This window comes from Clavibacter sp. A6099 (assembly GCF_021919125.1).
Taxonomy (GTDB): domain Bacteria; phylum Actinomycetota; class Actinomycetes; order Actinomycetales; family Microbacteriaceae; genus Clavibacter; species Clavibacter seminis.
On the sequence record NZ_CP083439.1, the window covers coordinates 1,423,499 to 1,443,495 of the forward strand.

General features: G+C 71.4%; 15 protein-coding genes and 1 other RNA gene. 9 read left to right on the plus strand and 7 right to left on the minus strand.

Annotated elements, in window-relative coordinates; genetic code table 11:
- The first annotated feature begins 2 nt into the window (after nucleotides 1-2).
- The 4 genes from ftsE (at nucleotide 3) to ssrA (ending at nucleotide 3,617) form a co-directional block, all read left to right on the plus strand.
- The gene (gene ftsE, locus KYT88_RS15980) at nucleotides 3-1,640 is read left to right on the plus strand and encodes a cell division ATP-binding protein FtsE (protein WP_043587384.1); all 1,638 of its coding nucleotides are present in this window, start codon (nucleotides 3-5) and stop codon (nucleotides 1,638-1,640) included.
- Entirely contained in the window at nucleotides 1,637-2,554 is a 918-nt protein-coding gene (ftsX, locus tag KYT88_RS06795; RefSeq protein ID WP_012037996.1) for a permease-like cell division protein FtsX, read from the plus strand. The genes ftsE and ftsX overlap by 4 nt, the downstream gene beginning before the upstream one ends.
- A 66-nt stretch (nucleotides 2,555-2,620) precedes the next feature.
- Nucleotides 2,621-3,097, plus strand: a complete 477-nt coding sequence (gene smpB, locus KYT88_RS06800; RefSeq protein ID WP_012037997.1) for an SsrA-binding protein SmpB — start codon at nucleotides 2,621-2,623, stop codon at nucleotides 3,095-3,097.
- A gap of 144 nt (nucleotides 3,098-3,241) precedes the next feature.
- Nucleotides 3,242-3,617: a transfer-messenger RNA gene (gene ssrA / locus KYT88_RS06805) on the plus strand.
- A gap of 99 nt (nucleotides 3,618-3,716) precedes the next feature.
- Here the strand turns inward: ssrA and KYT88_RS06810 are convergent.
- The 3 genes from KYT88_RS06810 to KYT88_RS06820 are packed head-to-tail and all read right to left on the minus strand — an operon-like array spanning nucleotide 3,717 to nucleotide 7,641.
- On the minus strand, nucleotides 3,717-5,528 hold the full coding sequence (locus KYT88_RS06810; RefSeq protein WP_043587383.1) for an ABC transporter permease: 1,812 nt from the start codon (nucleotides 5,526-5,528) through the stop codon (nucleotides 3,717-3,719).
- Nucleotides 5,529-5,530: 2 nt separating this feature from the next.
- The gene (locus tag KYT88_RS06815) at nucleotides 5,531-6,559 is read right to left on the minus strand and encodes an ABC transporter ATP-binding protein (protein ID WP_043587380.1); all 1,029 of its coding nucleotides are present in this window, start codon (nucleotides 6,557-6,559) and stop codon (nucleotides 5,531-5,533) included.
- Nucleotides 6,559-7,641 carry an extracellular solute-binding protein gene (locus KYT88_RS06820; protein WP_043587378.1) on the minus strand — a complete coding sequence of 361 codons (1,083 nt, stop codon included), beginning with the start codon at nucleotides 7,639-7,641 and terminating at the stop codon, nucleotides 6,559-6,561. Before KYT88_RS06820 ends, KYT88_RS06815 begins: the two co-directional genes overlap by 1 nt.
- A 238-nt stretch (nucleotides 7,642-7,879) precedes the next feature.
- On the opposite strand from KYT88_RS06820, the gene KYT88_RS06825 reads away from it, so the two are divergent.
- Nucleotides 7,880-9,394, plus strand: coding sequence for an MFS transporter (locus KYT88_RS06825; protein WP_043587377.1), 1,515 nt, complete (start codon nucleotides 7,880-7,882; stop codon nucleotides 9,392-9,394).
- A 30-nt stretch (nucleotides 9,395-9,424) separates the two neighbouring features.
- Here the strand turns inward: KYT88_RS06825 and KYT88_RS06830 are convergent, their stop codons facing one another.
- Genes KYT88_RS06830 through aroA form a run of 3 tightly spaced genes read right to left on the minus strand, consistent with a single transcriptional unit; the run spans nucleotide 9,425 to nucleotide 12,784 of the window.
- Entirely contained in the window at nucleotides 9,425-10,237 is an 813-nt protein-coding gene (locus tag KYT88_RS06830; protein ID WP_043587375.1) for an inositol monophosphatase family protein, read from the minus strand.
- Between the two features lie 10 nt (nucleotides 10,238-10,247).
- Nucleotides 10,248-11,324: a ribosome small subunit-dependent GTPase A gene (gene rsgA / locus KYT88_RS06835; protein WP_043587373.1), complete on the minus strand. Its 1,077-nt coding sequence runs from the start codon at nucleotides 11,322-11,324 to the stop codon at nucleotides 10,248-10,250.
- On the minus strand, nucleotides 11,321-12,784 hold the full coding sequence (gene aroA / locus KYT88_RS06840) for a 3-phosphoshikimate 1-carboxyvinyltransferase (protein ID WP_043587370.1): 1,464 nt from the start codon (nucleotides 12,782-12,784) through the stop codon (nucleotides 11,321-11,323). Before aroA ends, rsgA begins: the two co-directional genes overlap by 4 nt.
- Before the next feature lie 130 nt (nucleotides 12,785-12,914).
- On the opposite strand from aroA, the gene KYT88_RS06845 reads away from it, so the two are divergent.
- From KYT88_RS06845 to KYT88_RS06855, 3 genes are read left to right on the plus strand one after another with little or no spacing between them, the layout of a single operon-like run.
- On the plus strand, nucleotides 12,915-13,673 hold the full coding sequence (locus KYT88_RS06845; RefSeq protein WP_370644837.1) for a sigma-70 family RNA polymerase sigma factor: 759 nt from the start codon (nucleotides 12,915-12,917) through the stop codon (nucleotides 13,671-13,673).
- On the plus strand, nucleotides 13,670-13,912 hold the full coding sequence (locus KYT88_RS06850) for a zf-HC2 domain-containing protein (protein ID WP_012038006.1): 243 nt from the start codon (nucleotides 13,670-13,672) through the stop codon (nucleotides 13,910-13,912). The genes KYT88_RS06845 and KYT88_RS06850 overlap by 4 nt, the downstream gene beginning before the upstream one ends.
- A 35-nt stretch (nucleotides 13,913-13,947) precedes the next feature.
- Nucleotides 13,948-14,388 (plus strand): GNAT family N-acetyltransferase, encoded by a 441-nt coding sequence (locus KYT88_RS06855; protein WP_043587369.1) that lies wholly within the window; start codon nucleotides 13,948-13,950, stop codon nucleotides 14,386-14,388.
- A 103-nt stretch (nucleotides 14,389-14,491) separates the two neighbouring features.
- Here KYT88_RS06855 and KYT88_RS06860 read toward each other — a convergent pair whose 3' ends face one another.
- Nucleotides 14,492-18,310: a multifunctional oxoglutarate decarboxylase/oxoglutarate dehydrogenase thiamine pyrophosphate-binding subunit/dihydrolipoyllysine-residue succinyltransferase subunit gene (locus KYT88_RS06860; RefSeq protein ID WP_043587368.1), complete on the minus strand. Its 3,819-nt coding sequence runs from the start codon at nucleotides 18,308-18,310 to the stop codon at nucleotides 14,492-14,494.
- A 180-nt stretch (nucleotides 18,311-18,490) separates the two neighbouring features.
- Between KYT88_RS06860 and guaB1 the strand changes: the two genes are divergently transcribed.
- The gene (gene guaB1, locus KYT88_RS06865) at nucleotides 18,491-19,930 is read left to right on the plus strand and encodes a GMP reductase (protein WP_043587365.1); all 1,440 of its coding nucleotides are present in this window, start codon (nucleotides 18,491-18,493) and stop codon (nucleotides 19,928-19,930) included.
- Nucleotides 19,931-19,997: the final 67 nt, after the last annotated feature.

Consider the following 19,997-nt stretch of genomic DNA (forward strand, 5'->3'; position numbering starts at 1 on the left):
ACATGATCAGGTTCGACCACGTATCCAAGGTGTATCCCGGCAACCCCCGACCGGCGCTGAGCTCCGTCGACCTCGAGATCCTCCGCGGGGAGTTCGTCTTCCTCGTCGGCGCGTCCGGGTCCGGCAAGTCCAGCTTCCTGCGTCTCGTGCTCAAGGAGGACCGGCCCACGCAAGGGACGATCCACGTCCTGGGCCAGCAGCTGAACCAGCTGTCGAGCCGCAAGGTCCCCTACTACCGCCGCAGCCTGGGGGTGGTGTTCCAGGACTTCCGGCTGCTCCCCAACAAGTCGGTCTTCGACAACGTGGCCTTCACGCTCCAGGTGATCGGCAAGTCGCGCGGCTTCATCCAGGAGGCCGTCCCGGACGTGCTCGCCATGGTGGGCCTCCAGGGCAAGGAGCAGCGCCTGCCGCACGAGCTCTCCGGCGGCGAGCAGCAGCGCGTGGCCATCGCCCGCGCCGTGGTCAACAAGCCGGCAGTGCTCCTCGCGGACGAGCCCACGGGCAACCTCGACCCGCTGACGAGCGCGGGCATCATGCAGGTGCTCGAGCGGATCAACGCCAACGGCACCACGGTCATCATGGCCACCCACGACTCCGGCATCGTCGATCAGATGCAGAAGCGCGTGATCGAGCTGATCGGAGGCGAGGTCGTCCGCGACGAGGTCGGCGGGCAGTACCAGACCTCCGCCATCGACCTGCCGCGGACGGCCGAGAACCCGGTCGGCGTGAACCCCGAGCACCCGCCCGTGGCCGCGCCGACGCCCGTGTTCGTGCCCGCAGCGCCGCTCCCGGCGCCCGTTCGCCCGACCGCTCCGGCGGAGCCCGCGAACGCCGCGGAGCGCCGCGAGCAGGCCAGGCGCGACAAGCAGCGGCGCGCCGACGAGAAGGCGCGCGCCAAGGAGGAGGCGACCCGCGAGGCCGCCACCGCCAAGGCCGCGAAGAAGGCGCCGCGGAAGCCCGCGAAGGGCGCCGAGGCTCCGGCCGCCGCGACCGCGCCCGCTGCTCCCACCGTCGTGCCCGCACCCGCCGCCGCCCCGGAGGCCGCGCCGATCGTGCCCGCGACCTCGCCCGACCGCGTCGCCGAGCCCGCGGGCACGGCGCCGTCGTCTCGCGCGGTCGACTCCGACCGCGGATCCCGCCCGGAGTCCCCTGCCTACGCCCCGTCGGCGTTCGCCGAGGCCGCGCGCGTGGATCCCGTCCCCGAGCGGACCGCCGAGCGAGACCGCCCGGCCCCGGAGGAGCGCCGCGAGACGGCGCCGTCCCGCCCGGAGTCGCGCGTCCCCGAGCAGGTCCCCGCGGAGCCCGCCGAGCCGGCGCCGTCGCGTGCCGCTCCGGTCGCCCGGGCCGACGCCGCGCCCGTGGACGACGGACCGCCCACCGCGCCCACCCCGCCGAGCAGGCGCAACGGCGGGGGAGCGGCCCCGGCCGCCCCGAGCACCGGATCCATCCGGCGCCTCCCCGAGGGCACCGGCGTCATCCGCCTGCCCGACCTGTCCGACGGCGAGGGCGGACCCGCGCCCGCCGACGGACGCGACGACGCCGAGCTCGCCGAGCTGGGACTGGCCGAGAAGCTGGGCCTCCGTGCCCGAGGAGAGTCGCCGGACGACACCGGCGCACAGGATGTGGGGCCCACGCGATGAGACTCGGACTCGTCCTCTCCGAGGTCGGCCACGGCCTCCGTCGGAACGTCAGCATGGTCGTCTCGGTCGTGCTCGTCACCTTCATCTCGCTCACGTTCGTGGGCGCTGCCGTGCTCCTGCAGATGCAGATCGGCCAGATGAAGAACTACTGGTACGACCGCGCGCAGGTCGCGATCGACTTCTGCACCGACACGTCGGTGCCGAGCGAGACCTGCGTCAACGGCAAGGCCACGCAGGAGCAGATCGACGCCGTCAAGCAGCAGCTCGACAGCGACACGCTCGCCCCGTTCATCGACAAGTACTACTTCGAGGACCAGGACACGGCGTACAAGAACTTCCAGGAGCAGTTCAAGGGAGATCCCGTCACCGAGCTGGTGCAGCCGGAGTTCCTCAACGAGGCGTTCTGGGTGAACCTCAAGGACCCGTCGAAGTCCGACATCCTGAGCGACAGCCTCTCGGGGCTTGCGGGCGTCGAGAACGTGACCGACCAACGGCAGTACCTCGACCAGATCTTCTCCATCCTCAACGCCGCCAGCCTCACCGCCGTCGGCATCGCCGGCCTGATGCTCGTGGCCGCCGCCCTGCTGATCGCCACCACGATCCGCCTGTCCGCGTTCTCGCGGAGACGGGAGCTGGGCATCATGAGGCTGGTCGGGGCCTCGAACCGCTTCATCCAGACCCCGTTCATCCTCGAGGGCGTGTTCGCGGCGCTCATCGGGTCGGTGCTCGCGAGCGCGGCGACGGTGGCGCTCGTCAAGTTCTTCGTCCAGGGGTTCCTGAGCACCCGGCTCACGTCGATATCCCTGGTGAACATGGACGACGCGCTGCTCGTGGTGCCGATCCTGCTCGGGGTGGGCGTGGTGCTCGCGGCGGTCTCCGCCAACTTCGCCATCAGCCGCTATCTGCGCATCTGATCCTCCGGTAGGCTGATGGGCTGCCCGGATCCGGGCGCATCCATCCGAACCATCGAGGAGTCCACCGTGCCCAGGGAACGTGGCGAGAAGGTGGTGGCGACCAACCGCAAGGCGCGCCACGACTACACCATCGAGTCGACCTACGAGGCCGGCCTCGTGCTCACGGGCACCGAGGTCAAGTCGCTCCGGCAGGGGCGGGCCTCGCTCGTCGACGGCTACGCGTTCGTCGACGCGGGCGAGGCATGGCTCGACGCGGTGCACATCCCCGAGTACAACCAGGGCACCTGGAACAACCACCCGGTGCGTCGCAAGCGCAAGCTCCTCCTGCACAAGGAGCAGATCCTCAAGATCCACTCCAAGGTGAAGGAGGGCGGCTACACGGTCGTCCCGCTGCAGCTCTACTTCGTCGACGGCCGCGCCAAGGTCGAGCTCGCCATCGCGAAGGGCAAGAAGGAGTACGACAAGCGCCAGACGTTGCGCGAGCGCCAGGACAAGCGCGAGGCGGATCGGGCGATGTCGTCCCACCGCCGCCTCGGCGAATAGGCACCGCTCCTCGCGGTGGTGCGTCCGGCCTCGGTCGGGTACCATTGAGGGCTGGTCGCGTTAGCGCGATCGGCGATTGACAACTCGACAGCGTGGAACATGCGACCCGGCTCGGGTGCCTCCCGGAGGCGCTCTGCCGTTCATGGGGATGATCGGTTTCGACATTGCCTGAATGACTGCGAGAAGCGGGTCGAGGATGCAGGGCTATCTCGTAAACGCTCTCTGCAAAATACAACTGCCAATAACAAGCAGTCGTCCTTCGCTCTCGCTGCCTAAGCGAGCGCACTAACAGGACCGTCGACCCGGGGATGCTCTCTAACCGGTAAGTCGGCGTCAGATTAGGGAGCTCGCTGCGTGGTCGTGCCTCAGGGCCGCGCGGGACTCGAACTGAGGCTGGGCCCGTCGGATCAGATGCCAGGAGCAAGTTCCGGGGCCGAGCAGGACGCCTTTCCTGGATACACCCGTAGAAGGCGCAGGATTACAGCAGTGGACCGGGGTTCGATTCCCCGCATCTCCACCATCGCGTCGCATGCTCCACGCTCGTCGAGGGCCGGATCCGTCCGGCACGACGAAGGCCCCGTCCACCCGGACGGGGCCTTCGTCGCGTTAGCCGTGCGGATCAGCCGACCGGCGTGCGCGGCGCCGTCGGGGCGGGCGCGCCCGGATCGCTCGTCGCGAGCGCCGGCGCCGTGGTCTCGACCGCGGGCGTCCCGGTGCGGCCGCGTCGCCGCGTCCGCCCGCCCGTTCGCCCGTACACGAGGTACATCGTGAGCCCCATGATGATCATGAGCAGCACCGTGTAGACGAACGTGATGCTCATGGAGTCGAGGTTGGCCTCGCCCTCGGTGCTCGCCTTGATCGCGATGCCGAGCGGCTCGTACAGCGGCTGGTACAGGAACACCGCCGCGTCGTAGTCGTCGAGCAGGCTGTTGAAGTTGAGCGCCGTGATGGCGGCGACCGTGGGGATCACGAGCGGCACCAGCACGCGGCGGAAGGTCGTGAGCGACTTCGCGCCGAGGATCCGCGCCGCGTCCTCCAGCGACTGCGGCACGCTCGCGAACGCCGCCTTGAGTAGGCGCAATGTGAACGGCACCTTGACGACGACGTAGGCCACGAGCAGCAGCCACGTCGTGCCCGTCAGCACCTGCCCGCCGATGAGCGGCTGCGGCCGGTCGAACGTCTGCAGCAGCGCGAGCGCGATGAGGATGGTCGGCAGGATCCACGGGATGTGCAGCAGGTACTCGAGCGTCGCGGTGACCCAGTTGCGGTTGCGTTGGATCATGCGCGCGACGAACAGGAGCCCCGCCACGACGATCACGGCGGCCAGCGCGCTGTAGACGAGGCTCACGACGAAGGGCCGGAGCACGTCGGGCGAGCCGAGGACGGTCGCGTAGTTCCGCAGCGTGAACGAGTCCAGCGTGATCGTGCCCGTCTGCACGCTCTTCGAGTCGAGGAACGAGAACAGCACGATGAGGATCACGGGGAGCGCGTAGACCACGAACAGGGCGTACGCGACGACGTGCACGACGCCGTTCACGATCGGGTTCCTGATGCGCTGCTTCTGCAGCGGCGTCGCGACCTTGGCCACCGAGAAGTACACGCCCGACTTCTCGACGCGGTTCATGATGGCCAGCAGCACGATCGTCGCCACACCCAGCACGATCGCGAGCAGCGCCGCGAGGTCGCGGGAGCTCGTGCTCTTGGAGAACGTCACGATCATGGGCGCCACCGTCTGGAAGCCCGTGCCGCCGAGCACGAGGGGAGCGGTGAGCGCCCCGAGGCCGGTGAGGAACGTGAGGACGGTGACCGCGAAGATCATGGGCCGCAGCGCCGGCAGCACGATTCGGAACAGGATGCGGCCCGTGCCCGCGCCCATGCTGCGCGCCGCCTCGATGGTCTGGTGGTCGATCGCCGCGAGCGACGAGCGGAGGAAGAGCATGTGGTTCGTCGTGGTGGCGAACGTCATCACGATGACGACCGCGAAGTAGCCCGAGAACCAGTCGGGGTCGAGATCCGGGAGCACGCGCTGCGCGATGGCCGTGACGAACCCGTAGCGGCCGTAGATGAAGTTGTAGCCGGCCGCGAGCACGATGCCGCCGTAGATGAGCGTCGTGGCGTAGCCGAGCCAGAGCACGCGCGATCCGCGCACCACGAAGTACTCGGTCACCAGCACGATGAAGATGCCGACCACGTTGACGGTGATCGCGAGGGTCACCGCGAGCAGCAGGCTGTTGCCGACGCTGCGCATCGCCCGGTCGGAGCTCACGAGCTTCTCCAGCGCCCGGCCGCTGAAGGCGCCGTCGGGGAAGAAGGTGGTGACGAGCAGGTTCGCGTTCGGGAACACCAGGAACGTGACGATGAACCACAGCGCGGCGATGAGCACCACGACGCCGAGGGGCGAGCGCAGCAGGGCGCGGACGGGGGTGCGCACGGCTACGACCGGTACTGCAGGATCGCGGCCGCGTCGATGCCCACGACGACCTCGGTGCCGGGCGCGAGCGGCGGGGCGCCCGTCTCGGCGACGAGCGCCTGCACGGCGTCGTCCCCGAGGTCGACCCGATAGGTGCTGTAGGACCCGTGGTACGAGCGCTCGGCGACCACGCCGTCGATGCGCACGCGGCGGGTGTCCGTGGGGGCTGCCCCGCGCGGGTCCACGGACACGCGCTCGAGCCGCACGTAGGCGCGGCTCGAGGCGTCGAGGTCCGTCGCGCCGGCGTCGCGGAGGCGGGACACCGTGGCGGGGCCGAGCGCGTTGATGGCGCCGACGAACGTGGCCACGAACTCGGTGGCCGACCGGTCGTAGATGTCCTCCGGGGTGCCGACCTGCTCGATCCGCCCCGCGTCGAAGACGGCGATGCGGTCGCTCATGGTGAGCGCCTCCTCCTGGTCGTGCGTGACGTACACGGTCGTGATGCCCAGGCGGGACTGCAGGCCCTTCAGCTGGTCGCGCAGCTGCACGCGGAGCTTCGCGTCGAGGTTGGACAGCGGCTCGTCGAGCAGGAGGATCCGCGGCTCGAGCACGAGCGCCCGCGCGATGGCGACGCGCTGCTGCTGGCCGCCGGAGAGCTCGGCCACGTTCTTGTCGAGCTGCGCCTCGCTCAGCTCGACCTGGTCGGCCATGGCGCGCACGAGCCGGTCGGTCTCGGACTTGCCCGCCTTCCGCACCGTGAGGCCGAACGCGATGTTCTGCCGCACCGACATGCTGGGGAAGAGCGCGTAGTTCTGGAACACCATGCCCACGCGGCGCTTCTCGCTCGGCAGCCGCGTGGCGACCTGGCCGTCGATGACGATGTCGCCGCGGCTCGGGTCGACGAAGCCGGCGAGGGTCCGCAGGGCCGTCGTCTTGCCGCAGCCGGACGGCCCGAGGAGCGTGAAGAACTCGCCCTCGTGGATCTCGAGGTCGAGCCCCGGGATCGCCACCTGGTCGCCGAAGCGCACCTCGACGTCGTCGAAGCGGATCATCAGGGCAGGTACTCCAGCTCGGTCTTCTCGACCCAGTCGGCGATGTGCTGGCGCACGAAGCCGTAGTCGACGTCCTGCTTGTCGAGCGACTCGATGAGCTCCTTCACGGCAGGCAGCGCCTTCTCGCGCGCGGTCGTGTTGACGGGGTAGCTCGAGAACTCCTCCGCGAACGCGCCCTGCACGTCGGCGCTGCCGAACCAGTCGATGAACGCGCGGGCGCGCTCCTCCTTCTTCGTGCCGGCGATCTCGGCGATCTGCTCGGTGACGAACGGGACGCCGGCCTTCGCGGGAACGATCTCCGTGGTGGTGCCGTACTGCGCGTCGCGCGCCGCGATGCCGCTCGAGGGGAGCGTGCCGAACGCGACCTCGCCGCGGGAGAGGCGGGCGTAGAGGTCTGTGCCCTCGACCGCGGGGGATCCGTTCGCGAAGTAGTCCTTCACGACCTGCCAGCCCTCGTCGCTGATGCCGAGGTCGCCGTCCGGGTCCTCATAGGGCGCGAGGAGGCCCGCGAGGATGAGCTGCGGGGTCGCCTCTCCGAGGCGCGTGTTGACCTCGTACTGGCCCTCGTACTTCGACGAGTGGAGGTCCGTGACGTCCTTCGGCACGTCGCCGCCCGAGGTCTGCTTCGCGTCGTGCACGGTGACGATCGCCTGCTCCACGAGCGGCCAGTACGCGCCGTCGGCGGGGTCGCCGGCGGCCTGGTCGACCTCGCCCGACCACGCGGGCGTGTACGCGGTGATCGCGTCCTCCGCCTTGAGGTTCTCGAAGTACATGTTGTTGAGGCCGAACACCACGTCCCCGACGGGGTTGTTCTTCTCCGCCACGATGCGGTTCGCGAGGTCGGCGCCGCCGAGGCCCACGATCTGGATGTCGAAGCCCGCCTTCGCCGCCTCGGCGGTGACCCAGTCGCCGCGACCGTCGCCGTTGGAGTTCGTGTAGACGATGAGCGTGTCGCCGGAGGCGGGGGAGACGGCGGGGTCCGCGGTGCCGCTGTCGGGGGACGACCCGCATCCGCTGAGGGCGAGCCCGGCCGCGACGACGGCGGCGAGCGAGACGGTGAGACGGCGGGCGCGGTTCTTCATGGTGTCCTCTCGGAGGGAGCACGTCGGTGTGCTCGCGGGCGGTCGCGCCTGGCCGGCACGGAGTCCCCACCATATGAGCGGGGTCCCCGGCCTCCCGACGCGGCGGTCGCTGTTGGCTCGCTGTTCAGCATAGGGACACCGGGACGATTCCCTCAGATGAGGAGCAGGCTGGTCGGGGCAGGTCGCCACCGCTCGCGGGAGCGGGAATACATAGCCCGTGTATGGGATTCGATACCTCATGACCGGACGCACCACCGCGGGCACGACCCCGCCCCCGACCCCGAGCTCGCCCTCGACCGACGACCAGGAGCGCACGCGCTGGCAGGCCTTCTGGGTCTGCGTCGGCGTCGCGGCGCTCACCATCCTCGACCTCTCGAAGGTCAACGTCGGACTGCCGTCGATCGAGGAGTCCCTCGGCGCCGGATCCACCGACCTGCAGCTCATCGTCGCCGGCTACGCCCTCGCGTTCGGCCTGGCGCTCGTGCCCGCCGGCCGACTCGGCGACATCAGGAGCCGCCGGCTCATGTTCGTGGTCGGCCTCAGCTCCTTCACCGTCGCGAGCCTGCTGTGCGCCATCGCCCCGGACGTGAAGACGCTCGTGGTCGCGCGGATCCTGCAGGGCGTCGCCGCCGGCATCCAGATGCCGCAGGTGCTCGGCCTCATCCAGCAGCTCTTCCAGGGAGAGGAGCGGGCGCGCGCCTTCGGCCTGTTCGGCGCCGTCGTCGGCATCTCCACCGCGTTCGGGCCCACGCTCGGCGGCCTGCTGATCCAGCTCGGCGGCCCCGAGGACGGCTGGCGCCTGCTGTTCTGGATGAACATCCCGCTGGGCATCCTCGCCATCGCGTTCGCGCTCAAGCTGCTGCCGCGGCGGCAGGCCCGGCCCCAGCAGAAGACGGGCCTCGATCCCGTCGGCGTCGTCCTCCTGGCGATCGCGACGTTCTCGCTGATGCTGCCGTTCGTCCTCACCACGGGCGGCCCCGACGACGACCCGCTCCGGTGGATCTGGCTCGCGGCAGCCGTCGTCGCGGCAGCGCTCTTCGTCGCGTGGGAGCGGCGCTACGAGCGGTCGGGCAAGTCGCCGGTCGTCCACTTCGCGCTCTTCCGGCTCTCCTCGTACCGCAACGGGATCCTCATCGCGACCGCGTACTTCGCCGCGATCCCCGCGGTGTTCCTGCTCACGACGCTGTACCTCCAGCAGGGGCTCGGCCTCCCGCCCGTCTTCGCGGGCATGGTCAGCATCCCGTTCGCGCTGTCGTCGGCCGTCACCGCGTGGATCGGCGGGCGACTCGTCTCGCGGCTCGGCCGGCAGCTGGTGGTCATCGGCCTCGCGATCGTCGCGGTCGGCATCACGCTGCTGCTCCTCGCCGCGGTGCTCACGCCGCAGGAGGCCACGCCGTGGGCGATGGCCGCGGCGATGCTCGTCGCGGGCGTCGGGGCGGGCTTCGTGATCTCGCCGAACCAGACGCTGACCCTCGCCGAGATCCCTGTGACCGAGGGCGGCGTCGCCGGATCCATGGCGCAGGTCGGCCAGCGCGTCGGCACGGCCGTGGGGGTCGCGGCCGCATCGGCCACCTTCTTCAGCACGCTGTACGCGGAGGCCGCGGGTGGCGGGGACGCGAGCCTGGCGGTGTACCACGACGGCTTCCGCAACGGCTTCCTCGTCACGATCGCGCTGGTCGCCGTGGCGCTCGCGCTCGGCCTGGTCGACCTCGGCCAGCGCCGCCGTCGCCGGCAGCGCGCCGCGACCGCCTGATCGGACGGTGCGGCGGACGCGGCGTCGGGCTCAGCGCGCGACGACCGCCAGGACGGCGTCGTGCAGGCGGCCGTTCGTGGCGAGCGCGGATCCGTGCCACGGCCCCGCCTCGCCGTCGATCGACGTGAACCGGCCGCCCGCCTCCTCGATCACGGGGATGAGCGCGGCCATGTCGTAGGGCTTGAGGTCGTGCTCGCCCGCGATGTCGACGAGGCCCTCGGCGAGGAGCATGTAGGCCCACATGTCGCCGAAGTCCCGGGAGCGCTTCACGCGGGCGGAGAGGTCGAGCAGCTCGTCGAGCCGGTCGGCGTCGCGCCAGCGCTGCACGCCGGCGACGCTCATCGAGGCGTCCTCGAGCCGGTCGACGTCGGACACGCGGATCCGCCGCTCCTCGGACGTCGTGGCCTGCCCGAGCGTGTCGTCGACGTACGCGCCGAGACCCGTCGCGCCCCACCAGCGGCGGCCGAGGGCGGGCGCGCTCACGACGCCGACCACGGGCACGCCGTCCACGGCGAGCGCGATGAGGGTGCCCCAGACGGGCACGCCGCGCGCGAAGTTGGAGGTGCCGTCGATCGGGTCGACGATCCACTGACGGGACGACGAGCCGGACGTGCCGTACTCCTCGCCGAGCACGCTGTCGTGCGGGCGGCTGTCGGCGATGCCGGCGCGGATCGCCCGCTCGACCGACGTGTCGGCGTCGGTGACCCAGCTGGAGTCGGCCTTCGTCTCGATGGCGAGGTCCGCCGAGCGGAAGCGGTCGAGCGAGATCGCGTCGGCCATGTCGGCCAGCTCCCGTGCGAGCCGCAGGTCGGATGACAGGGAGTGCAGGGGTTCGGAGGCCACGGGGTCGAGCCTAGCGATCGGCCTGGTCGCCCTTCGACGCGTCGGAGCGGTTGGCGACGAGGTGCTGGAGCGAGTGGAGGCGCTCGCGCCCGGCGTCCCCGAGCTCGCCCGCCTCGACCCGGTCGACGATCTCCCAGTCGTGCGCCTCCGTGAGCGGGATGCCGCCGGGCGGCTCGCCCTCGGGCAGGTGCGCGTAGCTGGCGAAGGAGCGGAGGATGTTCGCCGGATCCACGTGCCCGAGCCCGAACGAGCGGACGCCCGGGGTGTCGATGATCCAGCCGTGGCCGCCGTCGCCCGTCTCGACGCGCATGGAGACGGTGGAGCTCGATGTGTGGCGTCCGCGCCCGGTGACCTGGTTGACGACGCCCGTCGCGCGCTTCGCATCCGGCACCAGGGCGTTGACGAGCGTCGACTTGCCGACGCCCGAGTGGCCGACGGCGACGGTCGTGCTGTCGACCAGCAGCGCGCGCAGCTCGTCGAGCGGCACGTCGTCCGAGCGGCTCAGCACGATCGGCACGTCGAGCACGCGGAAGTGGGCGGCGAAGGGCGCGGGGTCGGCGACGTCCGACTTGGTGATGCAGAGGATCGGCTGGATCCCCGCGTCGAACGCGGCCACCAGGTAGCGGTCGACGAGGCGCGCGCGCGGTTCGGGCTCGGCGGCCGCGACCACGATGAGCATCTGGTCGGCGTTCGCGACGATCACGCGCTCGACGGCGTCGGAGTCGTCGGCGCTCCGGCGCAGCAGGGTGCGGCGCGGGGCGATGCGCACGATGCGGGAGAGGCTGCCCTCGTCGCCCGAGGTGTCGCCGACGATGTCGACGCGGTCGTTCGTGACCACGGCCTTCTTGCCGAGCTCCCGGGCGCGCGTCGCGATCAGCGTGTGCTCGTCAGGGGTGTCCTCGCCCACGAGCACGCCGAAGCGGCCGCGGTCGACCGTGAGCACCCGGCCCTCGACGGAGTCCGTGTGGCCGGGCCGCTGCTTGCTGCGCGGCTTGTTGCCCTTCGGGTTCGGACGCACGCGCACCGATGACTCGTCGTAGGCGTCCCAGACGCCGTCATCCTGCTCCGGATCCGCGAGCCAGCTCACAGGAGCCCGCCGAGGCCGCCCGCGGCACCCGGCCCGGTGATGCCGCCGAGGGCGAGCGGGTCGACGGCCGCGCGCGGTGCACGGCCGAGGAGCGGGCCGAGCCAGAGCTCCGGGAACTCGGGCAGGGTCTTCGCGGTCGTGCCGATGTCGTCGATCTCCACGCCCGGCACGGCCAGGCCGATGATCGCGCCGGCGGTCGCCATGCGGTGGTCCTCGTAGGCACGCCACGGACCGCCGTGCAGCGGGGCAGGGGAGATCGCGAGCCCGTCCTCGAGCTCGGTCACGGATCCGCCGAGCCCGGTGATCTCGGCAGCCAGCGCCGCGAGACGGTCGGTCTCGTGCCCGCGCAGGTGCCCGATGCCCGTGATGCGGCTGGGCCCGTCGGCGAGGGCCGCGAGCGCGACCAGAGCGGGCGCGAGCTCGCCGCCCGTGCTGAGGTCGAGGTCCACGCCGGGGATGCGGCCGCCCGCGGCGAGCCCGGGGCCGCCGTCGACGACGAGCGCGTCGCCCCCGCGCGTGACGGTCGCGCCGAAGCGCGGCAGCAGGTGCGCGAGGTCCGCGCCAACCTGCGTCGTCTCCTCGGGCCAGCCGGGGATCGCGACGCGGCCGCCCGCGACGAGCGCGGCGGCGAGGAAGGGCGCGGCGTTGGAGAGGTCGGGCTCGATGCGGACCTCGCGGCCGGCGATGGGGGAGGAGGGCACGATCCAGAGGCCGGGTTCCGGGCTCTCGACCACGACCCCGCGCTCGGCGAGCGTGCGGATCGTCATCTCGATGTGCGGCATGCTCGGCAGCGTCGCGCCGGTGTGCCGGAGCCTGAGCCCCTGCGCGAACCGGGGCGCGGCGAGCAGGAGGCCGGAGACGAACTGGCTCGAGGCGGACGCGTCGATGGCGATCTCGCCGCCCGGCACCTCGCCCGTCCCGTAGAGGCTGAACGGCAGCGCGCGGCGGCCGTCGTCGTTGACGTCGACCCCGAGCGCCCGGAGCGCATCGATGGTGCCGGACATGGGGCGTCGTCGGGCGCTCGGGTCGCCGTCGAACGAGACCGGGCCGAGCGCCAGCGCGGCGACGGGCGGAAGGAAGCGCATCACGGTGCCGGCGAGGCCGCACTCGATCGTGACGCCGCCCGCGAGCTCGGCCGGGGTGATCCGCAGGTCGGGCCCGAACGCGCCCCCGCCGTCGACCTCCTCGATGACCGTGCCGAGGGATCGCAGCGCCTCGATCATCAGCCGCGTGTCGCGGGACCGGAGCGGAGCGCGCAGCGTCGACGGGGAGTCCGCGAGGGCGGAGAGGACCAGCTCGCGGTTGGTCAGGCTCTTGGATCCCGGCAGCGGCACGGTCGCGTCCAGCGGGCCGTCCGCCACGGGCGCCGCCCACGGCCCGTCGTCCGTCGGCACGGGCGCGTGGGTCCGGTCGTCGTCGTACGGGCTGAAGGTGGGACCGGAATACCTGAAGATCTCCATGGGTTCACCAGAGTACCGGGCAGGCGTCCGGCAGGCCCGGATCCCGGGCCGGGAAGGATCACCCGTGATCACGAGGACAGCACCGGCGGCCCCGTCCGCCGAGCTCGTGCGAGCCGTAGAATCTGCCCTGATGGCCACTTCAGGGAACACCAGTCACGACGCGCCGGACGACACCACCGGGGGCGACGCGCCCACCGCATCGGCCGCGCCCGCGGAGCTCGTGGAGGCCGTCGTGCACTCCACCGAGGAGGCCGCCGACCAGCAGGAGGCCGAGCGTGCGGAGGTCGAGGAGCCGCGCAAGGCCCAGCCCGGCGACAACCGCGAGCTCTTCGAGGAGCAGGCGCTCCCGTTCATCGACCAGCTGTACGCCGCGGGCCTGCGCATGACGCGCAATCCCGCCGACGCGCAGGACCTGGTGCAGGAGACGTTCGTGAAGGCCTACACGGCCTTCCACCAGTTCAAGCAGGGCACGAACCTCAAGGCCTGGCTGTACCGGATCCTCACGAACACCTTCATCAACAACTACCGCAAGAAGCAGCGGGACCCCTACAACGGCACCATCGACGAGCTCGAGGACTGGCAGCTGGGCGGCGCGACGAGCGCCACGGCGACCACCACGCGCTCCGCCGAGGCCGAGGCCATCGACCACCTCCCGGACAGCACCGTCAAGGACGCGCTGCAGTCCATCCCGGAGGACTTCCGCATGGCCGTCTACTTCGCGGACGTCGAGGGCTTCTCCTACCAGGAGATCGCCGACATCATGAAGACCCCCGTGGGCACCGTCATGAGCCGCCTGCACCGCGGCCGCCGGATGCTGCGGAGCCTGCTTTCCGACTACGCGCGCGAGCGGGGCATCTCCACCGCGCACCTCACTGGAGCGACCAAATGAGCGACTGCGGCTGCGACAAGGCCAAGAAGGATCTCGAGGAGTACCTGCACCACGAGCTCGACAAGGCGGATGCCGCCGACATCCGCGAGCACATGGCGAACTGCCCGGACTGCGCGCGCGAGCACCGCGTCGGCGTGGTCCTACGGGACACCGTGCGCCGCGCGTGCAAGGAGGCGGCCCCCGAGGACCTGCGCACGCAGGTCATGGACAAGCTCCGCGCCATCCAGGCCACCCACTGACCAGGGCGGCCACGCTCTCCCGGTAATCTCGGGACGTGACCAATGCGATCCAGTCCCTCGGGACGCCGTCCCCGTCCGATCTCACCGTCATCGTCGAGCTGCTCCGGCTGCTCGACTACGAGGTGGACGAGGACCGCGTCGCCGCGCGGCTCTCCCGCATGACGGCCGCGGCGGGCCACGAGACGTGGGTGGTGCGCGACGAGGCCGGCGAGATCGCCGGCCTCGCGGGCGGCCACCTCATGTGGGGCCTCGCCGACGACGAGCCCATCGCGCAGCTGATCATCCTGGTCGTGCGCGAGGGACGCCAGGCCGGCGGCATCGGCTCCGACCTCATCCGCCACTACGAGGCGTGGGCGCGCGGGCACGGCGCGTCCCGGTTCCTCGCCACCTCGGCCGCCGCACGCGACAACGTCACGCGCTTCTACGCCCGACGCGGGTACCACGCGTCCGGCATCCGCTACTCCAAGCTCGGCTGACCGGAGGCCGGCGCGTCCGGCATCAGCCGCAGCGAGCGTGACGAGAGGCCCGATCCCCTGGGGGACCGGGCCTCTCGTCGTGCCGGGCGCGAGCCCGGGCGGATCACTCCGCGGTGGCCCGCGCGATCAGGTCCGTCTGCTCGGTCGCGTGCCGCTTGCTCGAGCCCGCGGCGGGGGACGCCGCGGCCGGGCGCGAGACGACGCGCACCTGGCGGTCGGGCAGGACGCGCCCCAGCTCGACGTGCACGAACGGCCAGGCTCCCTGGTTCTCGGGCTCGTCCTGCACCCAGACGACCTCGGCGTCGGGATAGGACTCGACGACGCGGCGCACCTGCTCCTCGGGGAACGGGTAGAACTGCTCGAGCCGCACCAGCGCGATGGACGTGTCCTGTCGCTTCTCCAGCTCGCCGAGCAGGTCGTAGTGCACCTTGCCCGAGTGGAGGAGCACGCGGCGGACGGCGCCGCGGTCCTGGATGCGGACATCGTCGATCACGGGCTCGAAGCGGCCCGAGGTGAAGGCGTCGACGTCGCTCGTCGCGCCGCGCAGCCGCAGCATGGCCTTCGGCGTGAAGACCACGAGCGGGCGACGGGGCCGGGAGTACGCCTGACGACGCAGGAGGTGGAAGTACGACGCGGGCGTCGAGGGACGCGCAACCGTCATGTTCTGCTCCGCGCACAGCTGCAGGAACCGCTCGATCCGGGCCGACGAGTGGTCGGGTCCCTGGCCCTCGTAGCCGTGCGGCAGCAGCAGCACGACGCTCGAGCGCTGGCCCCACTTCTGCTCGGCGGAGGAGATGAACTCGTCGATGATGGTCTGCGCGCCGTTCGCGAAGTCGCCGAACTGCGCCTCCCACAGCACCAGGGCGTCAGGCCGCTCGACCGAGTAGCCGTACTCGAAGCCCATCGCCGCGTACTCGCTGAGCAGCGTGTCGTAGATCCAGAACCGCGCCTGGCGGTCGCTCAGGTTCGCGAGCGGCAGCCACTCCTGGCCGTTGTCGCGGTCGTGCAGCACCGCGTGGCGCTGGACGAACGTGCCGCGGCGCGAGTCCTGGCCGGCGAGGCGGACGGGCGTGTTCTCCAGCAGCAGCGATCCGATGGCGAGGAGCTCGCCGAAGGCCCAGTCGATGGATCCGCTGCGGCTCATCTCGAGGCGCTTGCGCATCAGCGCCTGCAGCTTCGGGTGGACGGAGAAGCCCTGCGGCGGGTTGTCGTGGGCGTCGCCGATCGTCTGGATCACGGACTCGGACACGCCCGTGGTCTCCGGCTCGCCGTGGCCGTCGTCCTGCTGGGAGTCGGGGCGCTCCAGGTCCGCGACGGCGCCGGCGTCCTGGGTCTGGATGGGGATGGACGAGGTCTGAGCCGCGTGCGTCTCCGCGAAGGCGCGCTCCAGGCGGTCCTGGAAGTCCTTCTGCGCCGCGTCGTACTCCTCCTGCGTGATGTCGCCGCGACCGACGAGCGCCTCCGTGTACAGCTTCCGCACCGAGCGCTTGGCCTCGATGAGGTTGTACATGAGCGGCTGCGTCATCGACGGGTCGTCGCCCTCGTTGTGACCGCGACGGCGGTAGCACACGAGGTCGATGACGACATCCTTCTTGAACTCCTGCCGGAACTCGAAGGCGAGGTGGGCGACGCGGGCCACGGCCTCGGGGTCGTCGCCGTTCACGTGGAAGATCGGCGCCTGGATGCTCTTGGCCACGTCCGTCGAGTACACCGACGAGCGGGACTCCGACGGCGGCGTGGTGAAGCCGACCTGGTTGTTGATGACGATGTGCACCGTGCCGCCCGTGCGGTACGCGCGGAGCTGGGAGAGCTGGAGGGTCTCGAAGACCACGCCCTGGCCGGCCATCGAGGCGTCGCCGTGCACGAGGATCGGCAGCACCGAGAACGACCCGATGGGCTTCCGGTCCTGCTTCGCGCGGACGATGCCCTCGAGCACGCCGTTGACGGCCTCGAGGTGCGACGGGTTCGCCGCGAGGTACACCGGCATCTCCTCGCCGTGGACGCCGCGGAACGTGCCCTCGGTGCCGAGGTGGTACTTCACGTCGCCGGAACCCTGGACGGTGCGCGGGTCCTGGGTGCCCTCGAACTCGCGGAAGATCTGGCCGTAGCTCTTGCCCGCGATGTTCGTGAGGACGTTGAGGCGGCCGCGGTGTGCCATGCCGATCGCGACCTCGTCGAGCCCGTGGTCGGCGGCACCCTGGAGGAGGGTGTCGAGGAGCGAGATCGTGGACTCGCCGCCCTCGAGGCTGAAGCGCTTCTGCCCGACGTACTTCGTCTGGAGGAACGTCTCGAACGCCTCCGACTCGTTGAGCTTGGAGAGGATGCGCATCTGCTCGTCGTGCGTGGGCTTCGCGTAGGGCTGCTCGACCTTGCCCTGGATCCAGCTGCGCTCCTCGGGCTCCTGGATGTGCATGTACTCGATGCCGATGGTGCGGCAGTACGAATCGCGCAGGATGCCGAGGACGTCGCGCAGGAGGGCCTGGCGGCGGCCGCCGAAGCCGTCGGTGACGAACTCGCGGTCGAGGTCCCAGAAGGTGAGCCCGTGGTTCGTGATCTCGAGGTCCGGGTGCGTGCGCTGCTGGTACTCGAGCGGGTCGATGTCCGCCATGAGGTGCCCGCGCACGCGGTAGGCGTTGATGAGCTCCTGCACGCGGCTGGTCTTGGAGACCCGCTCGGAGAGGTCGACGTTGATGTCGGTGGCCCACTGGATCGGGTCGTACGGGATGCGGAGCGCCGCGAAGATGTCCTCGTAGAAGCCGTGCTGGCCGATGAGGCGCTCGTGCACGATCTTGAGGAACTCGCCGGAGCCCGCGCCCTGGATAACGCGGTGGTCGTAGGTGCTCGTGAGGGTGATGGTCTTGCCGATGCCCAGCTCGACGAGCGTCTTGGGCGAGGAGCCCTGGAACTCGGCCGGGTACTCGAGGGCGCCCGCGCCGATGATGGCGCCCTGGCCCTTCATCAGGCGAGGCACGGAGTGCACGGTGCCGATGCCGCCCGGGTTGGTGAGCGAGATGGTGGTGCCGGCGAAGTCGCCCGCGGCGAGCTTGTTGCTCCGGGCCTTCTTCACCAGGTCCTCGTAGGCGGAGAGGAACTCGCCGAACGTCATGGCCTCAGCGCCCTTGATGCTCGGGACGAGGAGCGCGCGCGTCCCGTCGGGCTTCGGCATGTCGATCGCGATGCCGAGGTTGATGTGCGCGGGGGAGACGACGCTGGGCTTCCCGTCGACCTCGTCGTAGTGCACGTTCTGGCTCGGGAACTCCTTGAGCGCCTGGATGAGGGCCCAGCCGATGAGGTGGGTAAAGGAGACCTTGCCGCCACGGGCGCGCTTGAGGTGGTTGTTGATGACGATGCGGTTGTCGATCATCAGCTTCGCCGGGATGGTGCGGACGCTCGTCGCGGTCGGGATGGTGAGCGACGCGTCCATGTTCGTCGCCAGGCTCTTCGCCATGCCGCGGAGCGGGCTGACCTCGTCCTCGCCGGGCGGGGTGGGCTCCTGGCCCTTCTTGGCGGGGGCCTTCGCGGGCGCCTGCGCCGGGATCGGCTGCTGCTTGGGGGCGATGCTCGTGGTGCGCGCGGCGGGCTGGGACCCGGTCGCGGGTTGCTGCGCCTGCGCGTCGGGCTGGCCGGCGGACGCGGGGGCCGGCGTCTGCGCCGGGCTGCCCGTGTTGGTCGACGCGGGGGCGGATGTGCTCTCCGCGTCCGGGACCTGCGCCTCGGCGGTCTGGTCGCCGGTGGCCGGCGTCGCCTCGCGGCCCTCGATCACGGTGGTGTGGTAGTTCTCCAGGATCGGCCACCAGCTCCGGTCGACGGAGTCCTTGTCGACCACGAACCTCTCGTACATCTCGTCGACGAGCCATTCGTTGGCTCCGAAGTCGCCCGTGGAACCGTCATCGGTCCCCGTACCAGTCACCTGGCTCGACACAGTTGATCGCCCGCTCTCTTGCTGTTGGTCGTCTGCCTCGCGCGGCCCGTTCGCGTGCCGCGCGTCCACGATCACCCAGCCTAAACCTTCCCTCGGTCGGGCCGCCGGGAGCGGCGCGTCGGAAGCCGCGCACGGTCGACGGCCTGGTGCGGGCCCGGACGGCGGGGCTACCGTCGGGGGATGAGGTTCACCGGAGAGGCTCCCGCCCACGACATGACCTACTCGGACGTGTTCCTGAGCCCGGGCCGGTCCGATGTCGCCAGCCGGATGGACGTCGACCTCGCCCCGGGCGACGGGACGCCGTGCACCATCCCGGTCGTCGCGAGCAACATGGGATCGGTCACCGGACCGCGCCTGGCCGCCGTTCTCGCGCGGCGCGGGGGCATCGGGATCCTGCCGCAGGACCTCCGCCCCCAGGAGCTGGACGCCGCGATCCACCGGGTCAAGGACCAGCCGGTCGCCTACGACTCGCCCCTCGAGCTGCCGCCGGACGCGACAGCGGGCCAGGCGCGCGAGCTGCTGCCGCCCATCGCCGGGCACGGCATCGTGCTGCGCGACGCGGACGGGGAGATGATCGGCTGCCTCGAGGGGACGCAGCTCGCCGGGGTCCCCGACGGCACGCGGCTCGGGGACCTGCCGCACGGCGCGCTCGCCTCCCTCGACGCCGACGACGTGCCCACGGGACGCGCGGCGTTCGACCTGATGCACGCCGCCGGGATCGACTTCGCACCCGTGCTCGCCCACGGCCGCCTGGTCGGCACGCTCAGCCGCCGCAGCGCCCTGCGGTCCACGGTCTACGGGCCCGCGCTCGACGGGGACGGACGCCTCGCGGTGGGCGCCGCGGTCGGCGTCAACGGCGATCCCGTCGGCCGAGCCCGCGCGCTGCTGGCCGCCGGCGTCGACGTGCTCGTGCTCGACACGGCGCACGGGCACCAGGAGGCGATGCTCCGCGCGATCCGCGACGTGCGCGCCCTCGACCCGCGCGTGCCGATCGTCGCGGGCAACGTCGTCACGGCCGAGGGCGCGCGCGATCTCGTCGAGGCGGGCGCCGACATCGTCAAGGTCGGCGTGGGTCCGGGCGCGATGTGCACGACCCGCATGATGACCGCCGTCGGGCGGCCCCAGTTCTCCGCCGTGCTCGACACGGCCGAGGCCGCACGCGCCGCCGGCGCCCTCGTCTGGGCGGACGGGGGAGTGCGGTACCCGCGGGACGTCGCGCTCGCCCTCGCCGCGGGCGCCGCGAGCGTGATGATCGGATCCTGGTTCGCGGGCACCGTCGAATCGCCCGGCCGCCTGCTCGTCGACGAGGACGGCGGGCTCGCCAAGGAGAGCTGGGGCATGGCGTCGACGCGCGCCGTGCAGGAGCGGTTCGGCCGGCGCGAGGCGTTCGAGCTGGCGCGGCGCACGCTGTTCGCGGAGGGGATCTCGACCAGCCGCATCCGCATCGACCCGCTCCGACCCGGCCTCGAGGACCTGCTCGACACGATCACGTCCGGCGTCCGCAGCGCGTTCACCTACGCCGGGGCGCGCACGCGGCTCGAGTTCGCCGAGCGGGCCGCCGTCGGGATCCAGTCCGCGGCGGGCTACGAGGAGGGCAAGCCCCTGCCGGTGGGCTGGTGAGCCCCGGTATGCTCGACGGACGATGGACGACCCTCCTCCTGCTCATAGACCCCCGCTGCGCGCGCCC

Coding starts and splice junctions, on each gene's coding strand:
- ftsX (WP_012037996.1), top strand. CDS start 1,637: ATGAGACTCGGACTCGTCCTCTCCGAGGTCGGCCACGGCCTCCGTCGG.
- KYT88_RS06850 (WP_012038006.1), top strand. CDS start 13,670: ATGAGCGACTGCGGCTGCGACAAGGCCAAGAAGGATCTCGAGGAGTAC.
- guaB1 (WP_043587365.1), top strand. CDS start 18,491: ATGAGGTTCACCGGAGAGGCTCCCGCCCACGACATGACCTACTCGGAC.
- ftsE (WP_043587384.1), top strand. CDS start 3: ATGATCAGGTTCGACCACGTATCCAAGGTGTATCCCGGCAACCCCCGA.
- KYT88_RS06820 (WP_043587378.1), bottom strand. CDS start 7,641: ATGAAGAACCGCGCCCGCCGTCTCACCGTCTCGCTCGCCGCCGTCGTC.
- aroA (WP_043587370.1), bottom strand. CDS start 12,784: ATGGAGATCTTCAGGTATTCCGGTCCCACCTTCAGCCCGTACGACGAC.
- KYT88_RS06815 (WP_043587380.1), bottom strand. CDS start 6,559: ATGATCCGCTTCGACGACGTCGAGGTGCGCTTCGGCGACCAGGTGGCG.
- KYT88_RS06825 (WP_043587377.1), top strand. CDS start 7,880: ATGACCGGACGCACCACCGCGGGCACGACCCCGCCCCCGACCCCGAGC.
- KYT88_RS06845 (WP_370644837.1), top strand. CDS start 12,915: ATGGCCACTTCAGGGAACACCAGTCACGACGCGCCGGACGACACCACC.